Origin of the sequence: Micromonospora sp. DT46 (assembly GCF_049841735.1) — a bacterium.
Taxonomy (GTDB): domain Bacteria; phylum Actinomycetota; class Actinomycetes; order Mycobacteriales; family Micromonosporaceae; genus Micromonospora; species Micromonospora reichwaldensis.
Map to the genome: position 1 here is coordinate 270233 of NZ_JBNCKW010000005.1, position 15795 is coordinate 286027.

At 72.7% G+C, this 15795-nt stretch carries 18 protein-coding genes; 6 read left to right on the forward strand and 12 right to left on the reverse strand.

Going from position 1 to position 15795, the window contains the following annotated elements; genetic code table 11:
• Nucleotides 1-14: 14 nt before the first annotated feature.
• The 4 genes from ACLQ20_RS15520 to ACLQ20_RS15535 all read right to left on the reverse strand — a co-directional run bounded on the left by ACLQ20_RS15520 (nucleotide 15) and on the right by ACLQ20_RS15535 (nucleotide 4991).
• Entirely contained in the window at nucleotides 15-1052 is a 1038-nt protein-coding gene (locus ACLQ20_RS15520) for a threonine aldolase family protein (protein WP_425856119.1), read from the reverse strand.
• A gap of 89 nt (nucleotides 1053-1141) precedes the next feature.
• A complete protein-coding gene (locus tag ACLQ20_RS15525; protein WP_151456989.1) occupies nucleotides 1142-2548 on the reverse strand; it encodes a class II 3-deoxy-7-phosphoheptulonate synthase in 1407 nt (468 codons plus the stop codon).
• An 87-nt stretch (nucleotides 2549-2635) separates the two neighbouring features.
• Nucleotides 2636-3118, reverse strand: coding sequence for a hypothetical protein (locus ACLQ20_RS15530; RefSeq protein ID WP_327029149.1), 483 nt, complete (start codon nucleotides 3116-3118; stop codon nucleotides 2636-2638).
• Nucleotides 3119-3365: 247 nt separating this feature from the next.
• Nucleotides 3366-4991 (reverse strand): glycosyl hydrolase family 18 protein, encoded by a 1626-nt coding sequence (locus ACLQ20_RS15535; protein ID WP_327029150.1) that lies wholly within the window; start codon nucleotides 4989-4991, stop codon nucleotides 3366-3368.
• Nucleotides 4992-5160: 169 nt separating this feature from the next.
• Between ACLQ20_RS15535 and ACLQ20_RS15540 the strand changes: the two genes are divergently transcribed.
• Both ACLQ20_RS15540 and ACLQ20_RS15545 read left to right on the forward strand, forming a co-directional pair.
• Nucleotides 5161-5655: a glutathione peroxidase gene (locus ACLQ20_RS15540; protein ID WP_327029151.1), complete on the forward strand. Its 495-nt coding sequence runs from the start codon at nucleotides 5161-5163 to the stop codon at nucleotides 5653-5655.
• Between the two features lie 78 nt (nucleotides 5656-5733).
• On the forward strand, nucleotides 5734-6165 hold the full coding sequence (locus ACLQ20_RS15545; protein ID WP_327029152.1) for a hypothetical protein: 432 nt from the start codon (nucleotides 5734-5736) through the stop codon (nucleotides 6163-6165).
• 7 nt (nucleotides 6166-6172) lie between these two features.
• On the opposite strand, the gene ACLQ20_RS15550 is transcribed toward ACLQ20_RS15545, so the two are convergent.
• Nucleotides 6173-6613 (reverse strand): DUF4259 domain-containing protein, encoded by a 441-nt coding sequence (locus tag ACLQ20_RS15550; protein WP_425856120.1) that lies wholly within the window; start codon nucleotides 6611-6613, stop codon nucleotides 6173-6175.
• A 15-nt stretch (nucleotides 6614-6628) separates the two neighbouring features.
• On the opposite strand from ACLQ20_RS15550, the gene ACLQ20_RS15555 reads away from it, so the two are divergent.
• On the forward strand, nucleotides 6629-7582 hold the full coding sequence (locus tag ACLQ20_RS15555) for an NAD(P)-binding domain-containing protein (RefSeq protein WP_425856122.1): 954 nt from the start codon (nucleotides 6629-6631) through the stop codon (nucleotides 7580-7582).
• Between the two features lie 143 nt (nucleotides 7583-7725).
• Entirely contained in the window at nucleotides 7726-8673 is a 948-nt protein-coding gene (locus tag ACLQ20_RS15560; RefSeq protein ID WP_151454550.1) for a threonine ammonia-lyase, read from the forward strand.
• A 90-nt stretch (nucleotides 8674-8763) separates the two neighbouring features.
• On the opposite strand, the gene ACLQ20_RS15565 is transcribed toward ACLQ20_RS15560, so the two are convergent.
• Nucleotides 8764-9114 carry a DUF2203 domain-containing protein gene (locus ACLQ20_RS15565; protein WP_151454549.1) on the reverse strand — a complete coding sequence of 117 codons (351 nt, stop codon included), beginning with the start codon at nucleotides 9112-9114 and terminating at the stop codon, nucleotides 8764-8766.
• Between the two features lie 171 nt (nucleotides 9115-9285).
• On the opposite strand from ACLQ20_RS15565, the gene ACLQ20_RS15570 reads away from it, so the two are divergent.
• Complete coding sequence (locus tag ACLQ20_RS15570; RefSeq protein WP_151454548.1) at nucleotides 9286-10581, forward strand: exo-beta-N-acetylmuramidase NamZ family protein; 1296 nt, start codon at nucleotides 9286-9288, stop codon at nucleotides 10579-10581.
• Between the two features lies 1 nt (nucleotide 10582).
• Here ACLQ20_RS15570 and ACLQ20_RS15575 read toward each other — a convergent pair whose 3' ends face one another.
• Together ACLQ20_RS15575 and ACLQ20_RS15580 are read right to left on the reverse strand one after the other, a co-directional pair.
• A complete protein-coding gene (locus ACLQ20_RS15575; protein ID WP_151454547.1) occupies nucleotides 10583-10972 on the reverse strand; it encodes a hypothetical protein in 390 nt (129 codons plus the stop codon).
• Nucleotides 10973-11176: 204 nt separating this feature from the next.
• The gene (locus ACLQ20_RS15580; RefSeq protein WP_151454546.1) at nucleotides 11177-11623 is read right to left on the reverse strand and encodes a DUF1772 domain-containing protein; all 447 of its coding nucleotides are present in this window, start codon (nucleotides 11621-11623) and stop codon (nucleotides 11177-11179) included.
• A gap of 90 nt (nucleotides 11624-11713) precedes the next feature.
• Between ACLQ20_RS15580 and ACLQ20_RS15585 the strand changes: the two genes are divergently transcribed.
• Entirely contained in the window at nucleotides 11714-12292 is a 579-nt protein-coding gene (locus tag ACLQ20_RS15585; protein WP_151454545.1) for a TetR/AcrR family transcriptional regulator, read from the forward strand.
• A gap of 273 nt (nucleotides 12293-12565) precedes the next feature.
• Here ACLQ20_RS15585 and proC read toward each other — a convergent pair whose 3' ends face one another.
• From proC to ACLQ20_RS15605, 4 genes are all read right to left on the reverse strand, one after another.
• Nucleotides 12566-13384, reverse strand: a complete 819-nt coding sequence (proC, locus tag ACLQ20_RS15590; RefSeq protein WP_358087561.1) for a pyrroline-5-carboxylate reductase — start codon at nucleotides 13382-13384, stop codon at nucleotides 12566-12568.
• A gap of 72 nt (nucleotides 13385-13456) precedes the next feature.
• A complete protein-coding gene (locus ACLQ20_RS15595) occupies nucleotides 13457-14485 on the reverse strand; it encodes a 6-phosphofructokinase (protein WP_132236203.1) in 1029 nt (342 codons plus the stop codon).
• Nucleotides 14486-14663: 178 nt separating this feature from the next.
• On the reverse strand, nucleotides 14664-15167 hold the full coding sequence (locus ACLQ20_RS15600; protein WP_358116561.1) for a pyridoxamine 5'-phosphate oxidase family protein: 504 nt from the start codon (nucleotides 15165-15167) through the stop codon (nucleotides 14664-14666).
• 61 nt (nucleotides 15168-15228) lie between these two features.
• Nucleotides 15229-15726: a polyadenylate-specific 3'-exoribonuclease AS gene (locus ACLQ20_RS15605; protein WP_089003323.1), complete on the reverse strand. Its 498-nt coding sequence runs from the start codon at nucleotides 15724-15726 to the stop codon at nucleotides 15229-15231.
• Between the last annotated feature and the right edge of the window lie 69 nt (nucleotides 15727-15795).

The window sequence follows — 15795 nt, forward strand, 5'->3', positions numbered from 1 at the left end:
GGCCGGCGGGGCGGTCAGCCCCGCAGGACGCGGGTGAGAACCTCGACGGCGCGCTCGATGCCGGCGTCGTCGACGTCCAGGTGGGTGACCAGGCGGGCGGTGCGGGGGCCGAGCACCGAGACCAGGACGCCCTCGGCGCGGGCGGCGGCGGCCAGGGCGTGCGCGTCCAGCGGCGCCTTGGTCAGGTCCAGCGGCACCAGGTTGGTCCGGACGGTCGTGGCCAGCACCCCGAACGGGGCGATCGCCTCGGCGAGCCGGGCCGCCTTCGCGTGGTCGGCGGCGAGCCGGTCGACGTGGTGGGCCAGCGCGTACCGGCCGGCGGCGGCCAGGATGCCGGCCTGCCGCATCCCGCCGCCCATCCGCTTGCGGATCACCCGGGCTCGCGCGATCTTGTCGGCGCTGCCGACGACCAGCGAGCCGACCGGCGCGCCGAGCCCCTTGGAGAGGCAGACCGACAGGGTGTCGAAGAGGGCGCCGTACCCGGCCAGCGGCACACCGTCGGCGACGTGCGCGTGCCAGATCCGGGCCCCGTCGCAGTGCAGGGCCACGCCCGCGTCGTCGGCGACCCGGCGCAGCTCGCGCAGGGTGGCCAGCGGGATCACCCCGCCGCCGCCCCGGTTGTGGGTCTGCTCGACGGCGATCGCCCGCGTGGGGACCGCGTGGTAGCCCTCGGGACGGACCATCGCGGCGACGACGTCCGGGTCGATGTCCGCGCCCACCGGTGACCAGGTCCGCGAGGAGATGCCGCCGTACGCCGCAGCGGCCCCGATCTCGTACGTCACCACGTGCGCGTCGGCGTCGCAGAGCAGCTCGTCGCCCGGCGGCACCACCAGTTGCAGGGCGATCTGGTTGGCCATCGACCCGCTCGGGGCGAACAGCGCCGCCTCGTGCCCGAACAGCGCGGCGACCTCGGCCTCCAGCGCGTTGACGGTCGGGTCCTCGCCGTAGACGTCGTCGCCGACGTCGGCGGCGGCCATCGCCTCCCGCATCCCCGGCGTGGGCCGGGTCACGGTGTCCGAACGAAGATCGACGAATACGTCAGCCACTGTCATCCTTTCGGCTGCCGACTGCGGGGCTCACAAGCTCACTCCTCGCGTCAGCCACTGTCATCCCTCCGGCTGCCGGCTGAGGGGCTCGCACGTCAGCCACGGAGCATCTCCGCCACGAGGAAGGCCAGCTCCAGCGACTGCTGGGTGTTCAGTCGCGGGTCGCAGGCGGTCTCGTAGCGGCCGGGCAGGTCGAGGTCCTCGATGCCCTGGGCGCCGCCGAGGCACTCGGTGACGTCCTCGCCGGTCAGCTCCACGTGCAGCCCGCCCGGGTGGGTCTCCAGGCCCCGGTGCACCTCGAAGTAGCCGAGCACCTCGTCCACGATGCGGTCGAAGTGCCGGGTCTTGTAGCCGTTGGACGACTCGTGCGTGTTGCCGTGCATCGGGTCGCACTGCCAGACCACCTTGGCGCCGGCGGCGGTCACCTTCGCCACGATCGGCGGCAGGGCGTCGCGGACCCGGTGGTTGCCCATCCGGCTGATCAGGGTGAGCCGGCCGGGGACGTTCTCCGGGTTGAGCTTCTCGCAGAGCTCGATGGCCTCGTCCGGGGTCGTCGTCGGGCCGAGCTTCACGCCGATCGGGTTGGCGATACGGGAGATGAAGTCGATGTGCGCCCCGTCGATCTGCCGGGTGCGCTCGCCGATCCACAGGAAGTGCCCGGACAGGCCGTACGCCCGGCGGTCGGAGACCCGGGTCAGCGCCCGGTCGTACTCCAGGGCGAGGGCCTCGTGCGAGCAGTAGAGGGTGACGGTGCGCAGCGCCTCGTCGTCGGTCATCCCGCAGGCCCGGATGAAGGCCAGCGCCCGGTCGATCTCGCGGGCGATCGCCTCGTAGCGCTCGCCGGCCGGGGAGTTCTTGACGAAGCCCTTGTTCCAGTCGTGCACGGCGTGCAGGTCGGCCAGCCCGCCGGCCAGGTACGCGCGGAGCATGTTCATCGCGGCGGCCGAGTTCGCGTACGCCCGGATCATGCGCTGCGGGTCGGCGGCCCGTGCCTCCGGCGTCGCCTCCAGCGAGTTGATCATGTCGCCGCGGTAGGCGGGCAGCCCGCGCGCGTCGGTCGGCAGCGACCGGGGCTTGGTGTACTGCCCGGCGACCCGGGCCACCTTGACCACCGGCAGCGAGGCGCCGTAGGTGAGCACGATCGCCATCTGGAGCAGGGTGCGGGCGTTGGCCAGCAGGTGACTCTCGGTGTTGTCGACGAAGGTCTCCGCGCAGTCGCCGCCCTGGAGCAGGAAGGCCTTGCCCTCGCACACCAGCGCCAGCCGCTGCCGCAGTTGGTCGACCTCGTAGGGCGCCACCACCGAGGGCACCGTGTCGAGCACCTTGCAGACCTCGGCGACCTCCGCCGGATCCGGCCACGGCGGGATCTGTGTGCGCGGCAGCTCCCGCCAGCGGTCGAGGCCGAGGGCCGCGTCCTCGGCGGAGTCGACGGTCGGACGGCTGGTCTGCAGCCCAGGGCTGCCCACCGCGGGATGGCTCAGCTGATGCCACTCATGGCGCATGACAGAAAGCGTACGGCGAGCGGCCCGGCGACCGACCGGCGAGGGGGATGGTTCCGGCAGGTGAGAGCGGGCTCACCGGGAGTCGGGTCAGGGGGTGGCGGCGGGGGCCGGGGTGTTGCCGCCCGGCGCCTCGGCGGCGATGCACCAGTCGGCGCCGTCGCGGGTGACCGTGAACAGCAGCGGCCGGGTGAGTGTGCGGGAGCCGGCGGCGACCGAGATCGACGTGCTCACCTCCTGGCCCCGGGGCCCGGAGCGGATGTCGGTGATCTCGGCCTGCGGCACCGTGAAGTGGTCGGCGAAGTCGCCGTTGGGGCCGGTCGCGGCGGCGTCGAAGCTCTCCTGGAGGGCGGCGCAGAGCTGGCTGCGCCCGGCCGCGACGTCCTTGGCGGTCATCGCGTCGAGGTAGGCCTGCACCCGCTCCCGCGACTTTGTGGTGGCCTCCTCGGCCGGGGCCCGCCCAGGCTTGGTCGCCGGATCCTCCTCCTCGCCGATACCGCAGCCGAGCAGGACGAGGGGAAGGGTCCCGAGCAGCACGGCGCCCGCCGCGAGCCTCCCGCGCGTCGCGCGCATCGCCACCTCCGTCGCCGTGGACATCGAGCCCGTTGAGCGGCGAGTCTGTCACATCGACGCACGTGCCCGGACGCCGCCGCGCCCGAACCGCCCGGTCACCGGCACGCGCGTGCCCGTGGCCGAACGCCACCGGACGCCCGGCCGGGCCGACGCGGAACACTCCCCCGCGTCGGCCCGGACACAGCGGGCGGGGAGGGACCGGTGCGTGGTCCCTCCCCGCCGTGTGGGTGGTGCGTCGGCCCTCGGCTCAGCCGAGACCGCCCTTGATGGCGCCGATCAGCTCGCCGTTGCCGGTGTCACCGGAGAGCTCCCAGAAGAACGCGCCACCGAGGCCCTGGTTCTTCGCGTACGTCATCTTGCCGTTGATCGTGGAGGGGGTGTCGTAGCTCCACCAGTTGCTGCCGCACTTGGCGTACGCCGTGCCGGCGACGGTGCCGTTGGCCGGGCAGGTGTTCTTGAGGACCTTGTAGTCCTCGATGCCCTGCTCGTAGGTGCCCGGGGCGGGGCCGGTGGCGGTGCCACCCGGGGCGGCCTGGGTCACCCCGGTCCAGCCCCGGCCGTAGAAGCCGATGCCGAGCAGCAGCTTGTCCGACGGGATGCCCTTGCTCTTGAGCTTCTGGATCGCCGCGTCCGACCAGAAGCCCTGCTGCGGGATGCCGGCGTACGAGGTGAGCGGGGAGTGCGGGGCGGTGGGGCCCTGCGCGTTGAAGGCGCCGAAGTAGTCGTACGTCATCGGCATGATCCAGTTGAGGTGCGTCGCGGCGCCGGCGTAGTCGGTGGCGTCGATCTTGCCACCGTTGCTGCCGTCCGCCGTGATCGCGGCGGTGACCAGCGCGGACGAGCCGAACTTCGACCGCAGCGCGCTGACCACGTTCTTGAAGGCGTTCGGGCCGCTGCTGTCGCAGGTGAGCCCGCAGGCGTTCGGGTACTCCCAGTCGACGTCGATGCCGTCGAAGACGTCCGCCCAGCGCGGGTCCTCGACCAGGTTGTGGCAGCTCTCGGCGAACGCGGCCGGGTTCTGCGCGGCCTGGGTGAAGCCGCCCGACCAGGTCCAACCACCGAAGGACCAGATCACCTTCAGGTTCGGGTACATCTTCTTGAGCTTGCGCAGCTGGTTGAAGCTGCCGCGCAGCGGCTGGTCCCAGGTGTCTGCGACGCCGTCGACGCTGTCCGCCGCGGTGTAGGCCTTCTCGTAGTCGGCGTAGCTGTCACCGATGGTGCAGCGGCCACCGGTGGTGTTGCCGAAGGCGTACAGGATGTGGGTCAGCTTGGCGGCCGAGCCGCTCGTGTGGATGTTCTTCACGTGGTAGTTGCGGGCGTAGACGCCCCACTGCGCGAAGTAGCCGACGACCTTCTTGCCGCCCGGGCCCGGCGGCGGGGTGGTCGGCGGGGGCGTGGTCGGCGGCGGGGTGGTGGGCGGCGCCGTGGTCGGCGGGGTGGTGGTCGGCGGCGCGGTGGTGGGGGGCGGGGTGCCGCCGCCGCACGCCGCGCCGTTGATCGTGCAGTTCAGCGGCGCCTTGTACGCGCCGGTGCCGTTGTAGCCCCAGCTGAACGAGGCACCCGCCGCGATCGGGCCGGCCCAGCTCTTCTTGACCGCGACGTAGTGGTTGCCGGTGCGCGTGACGTCGGCGTCCCAGGAACTGCTGATGCTGGTGCCCGACGGCAGGTCGAACTCGATGCGCCAGGTGCTCACCGGGGCGCTCGTCCCGTTGGTGACGGTCACCCGCGTCTCGTGACCGGTCCCCCAGTCCTGCGCCTTGGCGAAGCCGGCGGTCACGCTGCCGGCGCCGAACGCACTGGCCATCGGGACCGTGGCGGCGGTCACCGCCATCACGGCGCCGACCCAGAGGGCCCGGCGGAGCGATCTCTTCATGCGGCGTCTCCCTAAACAGTTAGGAAACTTTCCAGATTGTTGGTGAGACGCTACTCACGCCGTCATCCATTCGTCAAGATGTCGATGTATCGATTTGCCTTGGGAGCGCGACCAGCCCTCCGCCCGCTCCCCCGGGCGACGGCCCGGCGACGGCGCGTAGCCTCGACCCATGACCGTCTTCGACACCCGGATCGACGCCCTGGCCGGAGGTCCGGCCGACCTCGCGCGGTACCGCGGACGCGCGCTGCTGGTGGTCAACGTCGCCTCGCGCTGCGGCCTCACCCCGCAGTACGCCGGCCTCCAGGAGCTGCACGACGAGTACGCCGACCGCGGCCTGGTGGTGCTCGGCGTGCCCTGCAACCAGTTCGCCGGCCAGGAGCCGGGCACCGCCGCCGAGATCAGCGACTTCTGCCAGGTCAACTACGGGGTGACCTTCCCGCTGACCGAGAAGGTCGACGTGAACGGCCCCGGCCGCCACCCGCTCTACGCGGCGCTGGTCGACACGGCCGACGCGGAGGGCCACGCCGGCGACGTGCGGTGGAACTTCGAGAAGTTCCTCGTCGCCCCGGACGGCACGGTGGCGGCCCGGTTCGCGCCCACCGTCGAGCCCGGCTCGGCGGACCTGCGCGCCGCGATCGAGAAGGTGCTGCCCCCGGCGGTCTGAGGGCACCCGCCTCGGCCGTGCCACTGTGTGCCGAACGGACTACGATCGGCGACACCTGGTCCGAGTGGAGGGGGCGGGATGTTCTTCGCGGTGCAGCCGGCGCTCACACCGGGCCAGGTCCCGCCCGAGCACCACGTCAGCATCCAGCGTCCGCTCGACGCCGGTCGGGTGGTGCTCGACGCCGCCGTGCCCGACGACGTGCTGCGCGACCACAGCCGCCTGCGCCACGTCCCGCCGGCTCACGAGCACCTCGACGGCTCGGGACGGCACCGCTTCACGTTGGAGCACCTGCTCGGTCGGGTCGGCGGCGCGACGTCCTACATCCGCATGTCGCCCGAGGACCTGCCGCCGTTCGTCTGGGCACTCTTCGCGGCGGCCAGGCCGGTGGTGTTCGTCTGGACCGACCCGACGACCGGCGTACGCGTCGAACGGGTGGTGGCGGCGGTCCGGCGCGACGGCGATCCGGGTGGTCGGTCGGGGCGCACTCCGCCCGGCCCCCGCCGGCCGTGACCTCGCCTCAACCCTCGACGACGACGGACCCGGTCGGATTGGCCAGCGCGGCCCGGATCGGGGCGAGCGCGGCGGCGAACTCGTCGAGCTCCCCGGCCTCGTCCCAGAGCTCGGCCAGCTCGGACCCGTCGGCGAGCACCCGGTCCAGCGCCCGCAGGGCCAGCGCCGGCAGCTCCGCGGAGAGCGTGAGGCGCCCGCCGGCGGTGAGGAAGTCCGGCGCGTACGCCGAGTCGACCGGCGGGCCACCGGGAAGCTGCGCGGCGACCACCGCCGACGCCGCGACCGCCTTGGCGCCGGGCCACGAGTCCAGGAAGTCGCCCTCCCCCGCCGCCTCGCGCAGCGCCTGCTCGACCAGCAGGGGCCGTCGCTCCGGCGACGCCTCGTCGAGGCCGCCGCACCAGTCCGCTGCCACGTCGTTGTCGAACGGTCCCGCCGCCCACGCGCCCATCGCACTCCCCAATCCGTGTTCGCAAGTGGAGGCAGGCTAGCCGCCGGGGCCGACACCGTTCCCGCCGCGACGGCGTTGCGGGCCGCCCGGCGGGCGTTGTCCCGAAGCCGGCCCCCCGCCCCCGCGCCGGCAGTACGTTGGGCGGGCGGCGCAGGCCGTCACCGCCGCTGCGCGCGGCGGGGACGCAGCCCGGTCCGATCCCGCCGGCCGGCCCGCCACACGCCAGACACCAGACGGAATTGTCGACCATACCGGTGGGGAATACCGTCGCCGCGAACGAGGTTGGGGACCGACATGACAACTGTGGGACTGATCGGCAGTGGACACATCGGCGGCACGGTGGCGCGGCTGGCGGTGGCCGCCGGCTACGACGTGGTGCTGAGCAACTCGCGCGGCCCGGAGACCCTGAAGGATCTCGTCGAGGAGCTGGGCCCGCGCGCCCGGGCGGCCACGGCCAGCGAGGCCGCGGAGGCCGGCGACCTGGTGGTCGTCACCATCCCGCTGAAGGCGTACCGGGACGTGCCGGTCGAGCCGCTGGCCGGCAAGCTCGTGCTGGACACCAACAACTACTACCCGGAGCGGGACGGCCGGTTCCCCGAGCTCGACTCGGGCTCCACCACCAGCAGCGAACTGCTCCAGCGGCACCTGCCGCAGTCGCGCGTGGTCAAGGTGTTCAACAACATCTTCTTCAAGCACCTGCACGCGCTGGCCCGGCCGACCGGCGCCGACGACCGCAGCGCGCTGCCCATCGCCGGCGACGACGCGGGCGCGAAGGCGGAGGCCACCGCCTTCCTCGACCGGATCGGCTACGACGCCGTGGACGCCGGCGCCCTCGCCGAGAGCTGGCGCTACCAGCCGGACACCCCCGCCTACGGGACCATCTACTCGGCCGACCCGGCGGACTGGGAGCGCGAGGCGCCGGCCGACGCCGCCAGGGTGCGGGCCGCCCTGACCGAGGCCACCCGCTGATCGTTCGCCCCTCCGGCCGGCGCCGCCGCACCGTCCGCCCATCGTGGCGCGACGGTTCTGCCGCAGGCACCACGCCCGGTCGCACCACGGGCGGTGCGGCCGGGCGAGCGGTGCGGCCGGGCGGGCCGGGCTAGGCTGCGACGGTGCAGCTCACCACCGTGGACGACATCGTCACGGCCGAGAAGCGCATCGCGGGGCGGGTCGCCCGCACGCCGCTGCTGCCCTGCCCCCGCCTCGGCGACCCGCTCCGGCTCGACCTCGCGGTGAAGGCGGAGAACCTCCAGCACACCGGCAGCTTCAAGGTGCGGGGCGCGCTGAACGCGCTGCTCGCCCGCGTCGAACGGGAGGGGGCGCCCGCCGGGCTGACCGCCTTCTCCGCCGGCAACCACGCGATGGCCGTGGCCTTCGCCGGCCGTACCTTCGGCCTGCCGACGGTCGTCTGCATGCCACCGCAGGCGGTGCCGACCAAGATCGAGGCGGTCCGGCGGTACGGCGGCGAGGTCGTCCTCACCGAGGACCTGCTGGGCACCTGCCAGGCCCTCGCGGCAAAACGCGGATACCACCTTCTGCACCCGTTCGACGAGCCGGACGTCATCGCCGGCCAGGCCACCGTCGGCAGGGAGATCCTGGCCGACGGCCCGCCGCCGGAGCTGGTCCTCGTGCCGGTGGGCGGCGGCGGGCTGATCAGCGGGGTGGCGTCGGCCGTCCGGGCGGCCGTCCCCACCGCCCGCGTCGTCGGGGTCGAGCCGGCCACTGCCAACGCCGTCGGCCACGCGCTGCGCACCGGCGGCGACGCCCTGGCGGTACGGCCGACGTCGATCGCCGACGGGCTGGCGGCGCCGTTCGCGGGGCGGCACACCCTGGCGCACGTCCGCGCCCTCGTGGACGAGGTGGTCGAGGTGTCCGAGGAGGACATCCGGGCCGCCTGGTGGGAGCTGCTGGACGCGACGAAGCTCCTGATCGAACCGTCCGCCGCCGTCACCCTCGCCGCGCTACGGGCCGGCCTGGTCGACGCCGGACCGGGCACCCGTACCGTGCTGGTCCTCAGCGGCGGGAACGTCTCCCCGGCCATGCTCGCGTCCCTGGCCTGACGCACGCGGGGGGTCGACGAGGCCGTCGAACTGCGGGCCGACGCACCACCGGCGCGGCCGACGGGCCGACCGGTCCCCCGCCGGGCCGGATCAGAGCGGGCGGCGACCGGCGAAGCCGCACTCCATCCGGTGGTACCAGCGCACGTCGGTGTCCCCCTCCAGCCAGCACCAGAGCACCGGCCGACCGTCGCGCTCGCCGGGGAAGTCGAGCAGGACCGGCGCGATCCCCTTGACCTGGATGTCGTGGGAGTGCAACTCCTCGACGAGGGCGTGCAGCCGCGCCTCCAGCCCCTTGACCTCGGCCAACCCGCCGAGCGGGCTGGCGCCCCGGTCAGCCAGGTCGACGCGCAGCTCGGCCAGGTCGGCCCGCAGCCGGATCAGCTCGTCGACGCGCGGGCGCAGGGTGGCGATCAGGTGGCGGGCCTGGGCGAGGGTGAACACCGGGCCAGTATGGAGCACCGCCCGACCGGTGGGACCGCACCACGCGCCGCCGGGGCGGCAGGTCCGACAGCGCCGCCGGCCGGACCCATCCACCCCCGCTTTGTAGCTAACCTTCCTTGACGGGGCATCAACGTGTAGCTAAGTTTCGACCAAACCGACGGGAGGGTCGACATGGAGCGAAGGAAGTTCCTGGCCGGAGCGGGTGCGGTGACCGCGGGCGCGGTCGCGGCGACGGCACCCGGCGCGGCTGGTCACGCCGCGCCCGGCATCCGCCACGTGGAGACCGGGCTCGACGTGCTCGTCCGGTCCGACTTCGCCGAACTCGCCGGCCAGCGGGTCGGGGTGATCTCGAACCCCACCGGCGTGGACTCGGCCTACCGGCACCTGGTCGACCTGATGCACGCCTCCGGCACGGTGCGGCTGGCCGCCGCCTTCGGCCCCGAGCACGGCTTCCGCGGCTCGGCGCAGGCCGGCGGCAGCGAGGGCACCGGCATCGACGCCCGCACCGGGGTCACCGTCTACGACGCGTACGGCGCCTCGCTGGCCAAGTGGGAGACCATGTTCACCCAGGCCGGCGTCGACACCGTCGTCTTCGACATCCAGGACGTCGGCGCCCGCTTCTACACGTACATCTGGACCATGTACACCTCGATGATGGCCGCGGCCCGGACCGGCAAGCGGTACGTGGTGCTGGACCGGCCGAACCCGGTCGGCGGCCGGGCCTACGGGCCGATGATGACCGCCGGTTTCACCTCCGGGGTGGGCCTGAAGGAGATCGTCCAGCAGCACGGCATGACCGTCGGCGAGCTGGCCCGGTTCTTCAACGCCGAGTTCCTGCCCGCCGAGGCCGGCCGCCAGGTCGACCTGCACGTCGTGAAGTGCCGGCACTGGAAGCGCGACAGGCTGGCCGCCGACACCGACCTGCCCTGGGTGCTGCCCAGCCCGAACATGCCCACCACGGACACCGCGCTGGTCTACCCCGGCACCGGCCTGTTCGAGGGCGTCGCCTCGCTCACCGAGGGCCGTGGCACCTGCAAGCCGTTCGAGCTGATCGGCGGGCTGGCCGAGGACTTCGACTACCACTGGTCCGACCGGCTCAACGCCCGCGAGCTGCCCGGCGTCGAGTTCCGCGAGGCGTACTTCACGCCGACGTCCGCCGGGCAGAAGCCCGCGCTGCTCAACAAGCTCTGCGCCGGCGTCGAGGTCAAGGTCGTCGACCGCGCGAAGTACGACCCGATCCGCACGGCGGTCGCGATGCTGGTGGAGGCGCACAAGTACGAGGCGTTCGCGTGGCGGCGCGACTCGTGGGACGCCGTGCGTCCGTACTGGATCGACAAGCTCACCGGGTCGCCACGGCTGCGCACGATGATCGACGCGGGCGCCGACGTGGACGACGTGGTCGGCGCCTGGGCCGACGAGTTGGCGGACTTCGACCGCCGCCGCAAGCCCCACCTGCTCTACCGGTGACTCAGGCGAAGACCCAGCTGACGGCGGCCAGGACGAGGTAGGCGACGGGGACCGAGCAGGACGGCACGAGAGCGGCCAGTCGTCGACGCCTCTCGCCCACCCGCGGTGCTCCCGGCACGGGGGCGAAGGGGGAGGTGACGAGGTCGCCGTCCCCGTCGCCTGCCAACTCCCGGTGCTCGACGAACGCCAGGACCCCGACCACCACGAACAGCCCGAGGGAGAGCGCCGGGGCGGGAAGGGTCAGTACGGCCGGCAGGCCGAGCCGGCCGGCGGCCGCTGCCCCCACGGCGACGAGGGGCACCAGGGCGGCCAGGGGAAGACCGACCGCCAAGGGGTGACGCATCAGGGGCGACAGCAGCTTGGGCAGGCTCGGGAGCACGAGCAGGAACACCCCGAGGCAGGCGAGCTGGACCGCGTTGTAGCTCAGCCGCTCGGGGGGTGGTGTTCACGGCGTCCTCTTCTCGGAGCTCCGGGGGTGGGGCAGTGACAGGTCGTCGCCGGTGTCGCCGGTGGAGAGGTGGTTGCCGACCCTGGTCGAGAACGCCTGCCACTGGGCGAGGCCCTGCGCCAGCTCCGGCGGTGTCGGCCTGCGGGCTCAGGTGAGGGCGGCCACCAGCAGGGCGAAGGCGGCGATGATGACGGCGACGCGGACGTAGTGGAGGCGGTCCCAGCGGTTCATCTGCTGCTTCCAGTCTGCGGGCCGGTTGTCAGGGGTCCACGTCTTGCCCCGGTTGTTGATCGGGACGAGCAGCAGGATCGACATGATCACGCTGAGGATCAGCAGCGCGCCGGCGGTGACGACGAGGCCGTTGCCGTAGGAGCGCCATCCGGCGATGGCACAGACCGCGACGAGGACGAGCGAGGTGATGTACCAGACCGGCATCACGGCGCCGAGCATCCGGCCCCCGTGGGAGCGGCCGAGTTGGCCGCTGTCACCGGGAAGTGCGTTGAGGATCGGGTTGATGACGAAGGCGACGGAGAACTCCACCCCCACCATCAGGCCGACGACCACGATGGCGAAGACCTCGAGTGCGTTGAGCATGATGACCCTTCTGAGATCTAGTGCTGCTAGCTGATGAGTCAACGCTAGCACTGCTGTCGCTTGATTATCTAGCGATGCTAGGATCGAATCATGTCGGTACAGGAACGCAAGGAGCGCGAACGGGCGGCGCGCGAGCGCCTCATCGTGGCGACTGCCCGCGAACTCGCCGAGCAGCAGGGCTGGGACGCGGTCACGACCCGCCGGCTCGCCGAGCGCATCGAATACAGCCAGCCCGTCCTCTACAGCCACTTCCGCGGCAAACGCGAGATCATCGGCGCCGTCGCCCTCGACGGCGCCGCCGAGATGGCTGCGGCGCTGCGGGCCTCGACCTCCGCCGCGGACGGCCCGCGCGCCCGGGTCACCGCCCTCGCCCGCGCCTACCTCGACTTCGCCGCACGCAACCCGGCGGTCTACGACGCCATGTTCGAGCTCGACGGCGGCCTGGCCTTCGCGAGCGAGGACACCCCACTACCTCTTAAGGACGCCTTCGCCGCCCTGCTGGAAAGCCTCGGCGAGGTCGCCGGGGACGGCGTCCACCCGGCACTGTTCACAGAGGTGTTCTGGGCGGCCCTGCACGGGCTGGCCACCCTGACCCGAGCGGGACGGCTGCCGCCGGAGGACACCGAGCCGAGGGTGGAGCTGCTGGTGGACCGGCTCGCCGTGGTCTGACACACCATCCCGGCGGGCATTCAGCCGGGGCCCTCGGGCCCCCGCCGCTGCATGCCCACCGCATCGCTTCCGGTCACTCGCGCCCACACGGGCGCAGCCGCAGATCGCCGGGCCCACGCCTAGACGGGCACCCGCCCCGGAAGCTGCGATGCCCATTGATGACGACCCGATACGCGCCCTAACCGGGCCGGTCCGCTCCGCCCAGAATCGGCACCACGGGCCGGCTGCGCCACGGGCTCGGAGAGCCCCCGGAGGCGGCCGACGCCGAAGAAGTCAGTCGGCCTGGGCGGCCAGTTCGCGGGCTCGGTCGCGGGCCGCTTCCAGGGCGGCGAGCAGCGCCGCGCGTACGCCGTGCTTCTCCAGCTCGCGCACGGCGGAGATGGTGGTGCCGGCCGGCGAGGTGACCGCCTCACGCAGCTTCACCGGGTGCTCGCCGGAGTCGCGCAGCATCACGGCCGAGCCGATGGCGGTCTGCACGATCAGCTCGTGCGCGACCTGCCGGGGCAGGCCGAGCAGGATGCCGGCGTCGATCATCGCCTCGACCAGCAGGTAGAAGTACGCCGGCCCGGAGCCGGAGAGCGCGGTCACCGCGTCCTGCTGGGACTCGGGCACCCGGACGGTCGACCCCAGCGGCTTGAACATCTCCTCGGCCAGCGCCAGGTGCGTGCCGGTGGCGTGGGCGCCGGCGGAGATCGCCGTCATCGCCTGGTCGACCAGGGCCGGGGTGTTGGTCATCACCCGCACCACGGGCGTGCCCTCGGGCAGGCGGCGGTTGAAGAAGCTGGTCGGCAGGCCGGCGCAGAGCGAGATGACCAGCTTGTCGGCGGGCACCTTCGGCCCGATCTCCTCCAGCAGCGTCGCCGCGTCCTGCGGCTTGACCGAGACGGCGAGCACCTCCGCCTCGGCCACGGCGGTGAGGTTGTCGACCACCCGTACCCCGTAGCGGGCGGTCAGCTCCTCGGCGCGGGCGGGGCGGCGGGCGGTGGCGAGCAGCCGGTCCACCGGCCAGCCCGAGCGCAGCAGCCCGGAGAGCATCAGCTCGCCGATCTTGCCGGCCCCGATCACCGCGACCGTGTGCACCGAACCCGCCATCGCCGTCGTACCCCCTCGCCGTGAGCCGGCGTCGCGACGGGCCGGACGGCCCGCCGCGACGCCGGGGATGGATCAGCTGCCGAAGAAGACCTCGGCCTCGGCGTACCGCTCCAGCGGCACGGTCTTCAGCTCGCGGGTGGCCTCGGCCAGCGGAACGCGGACGATGTCCGTGCTCTGCATGGCGACCATCTTGCCCCAGTCGCCCTCGTGGACCGCGTCGATCGCCTGGAGGCCGAGCCGGGTGGCGAGCACCCGATCGAAGGCGCTCGGGGTGCCGCCGCGCTGGATGTGCCCGAGCACGACGGTGCGGGCCTCCTTGCCGGTCTTGGCCTCCAGCTGCTCGGCGAGCCACTGGCCGATGCCGCCGAGGCGGACGTGGCCGAACGCGTCGAGCTCCTGGTTGTGCAGGACCATCTGGCCGTCCAGCGGCTGGGCGCCCTCGGCGACCACGACGATCGGGGCGTACTGGTGCTGGAAACGCTTCTCGACGTAGCCGGCGACCTGCTCGACGTCGAACTGCCGCTCCGGCAGCAGGATCACGTTGGCGCCACCGGCCAGGCCGGCGTGCAGGGCGATCCAGCCGGCGTGCCGGCCCATCACCTCGACCACCAGGGTGCGGTGGTGGCTCTCGGCGGTGGTGTGCAGCCGGTCGATCGCCTCCATCGCGATGTTGACGGCGGTGTCGAAGCCGAAGGTGTAGTCGGTGGCGCCGAGGTCGTTGTCGATCGTCTTCGGCACGCCGATCACGTGGACCCCGAGCTCGTGCAGCTTGGTGGCCACGCCGAGGGTGTCCTCGCCGCCGATCGCGATGAGCGCGTCCACGCCCTGCGCGGCGAGGTTCTCCTTGATCCGCTCGACGCCGTTCTCGATCTTGAAGGGGTTCGTCCGGGACGAGCCGAGGATGGTGCCGCCGCGCGGCAGGATGCCGCGGACCTCCGCGATGCCCAGGGGGCGGGACAGGCCCTCCAACGGGCCCTTCCAGCCGTCCCGGAAACCCACGAACTCGTGGCCGTAGCTGGCGACGCCCTTGCGGACCACCGCCCGGATGACCGCGTTGAGACCTGGGCAGTCGCCGCCGCCGGTGAGCACGCCGATACGCATGATCGCTCATCCTCCTGGGAGCATCAGGTGAAGCCCGATTTGCCCCAGGATATGTGTCGAATCAAGACCATCGGCGCCGTTGCCGGCCCGGGGCGGGCCGTCAGTGCGCACTGTAGTCGCCGCAGGCGTACGCCGACACCGCGCCCCGGGCCGATCCCACCGGCGGGCGGCCTACCGGTCAGTAGCTGACCTCGTGGTTCTCCCCCACCTCCGGCGGCTTGCCGGTCACCGCCGCCTTCGCGTAACCGAACAGGTTCACCACCGTGCTCGACGGAGAGTCCCAGTACTCCGCGGATCCGGCGTGCACCTTGAGCAGGGTGAGTCCGGGGGTCGCCAGCCCGTCCGGGAACCAGGCCTTGAGCACCGGGTTCCACAGCTCCTCGGCCTTCGCCCGGTCGTACTCCTCCCGGGCCGTGCCCGCGACCGACACCCAGGAGTTGCGCCGGGAGTCGGAGAAGGAGACGTTGACCTCGGGGTTCACGCGGATCTGCCGGACCTTGGCGGAGTCGGCGTACGCGAAGAACCACAGATCGCCGTCGAACTCCGCCTCCTGCAACCCCATCGGGCGGCTCACCATCCGGCCGTCCACGGCGATCGTGGTCAGCATGCAGATGCGGGCCTCGCGGACCAGCTCGGTCACCCGGCGCCGGGCCTCGGCGGCGTTGGTCGGTTCGTTGGTCATTGGGACTCTCCCTCACATCGGCTCGACGTCGCACCGGTGCCCGGGACAGAACCGACCAAACCTACGAACCGGTCATCGCCCGCCACCGGGCCAGGTTGTGCCGGGCATCGACCAGCGCGTCGTGCCGTGCCGCGTCGGCGTCCGGCAGCGGCGGCCGGCCCCGGTCGTCCCAGAGCTGGCGCAGGTCCTTGGTGAACCGGGGGATCTCCCGGGGCAGCGCCGGCATGGCGCCCCACAGCTGGGCCAGGGCGACGTGGTCGTACGCGGCGTACCAGGCCCACAGCTCCAGTTGCTCGCCCGGGCGGTCGCGGACCGGCTCGACGAGGAAGTCGTACAGCTCGTCGCGGATGCGTTCGCGGGAACGCCAGGCGCGGTTCGCCGGGGAGGGCAGCTTGTCGAGCACGTTGCGGCGCACCCAGGGCACGGCCCGCGAGTCGTCGAACTCGGTCGAGACGGCGTAGAACTCGCGGCCGTACTCGTCGACGACGCCGATCGACACGAGGTCGACGAGCCGGCCGTCCTCGATGAACTCGCAGTCGTAGAAATAGCGGTAGACCATCGCCCGTCATCCTCGCCCACGCCCTCGGCGTCCCGACGACCGGGGCGGTCGGAACGCCCCCCACCACGC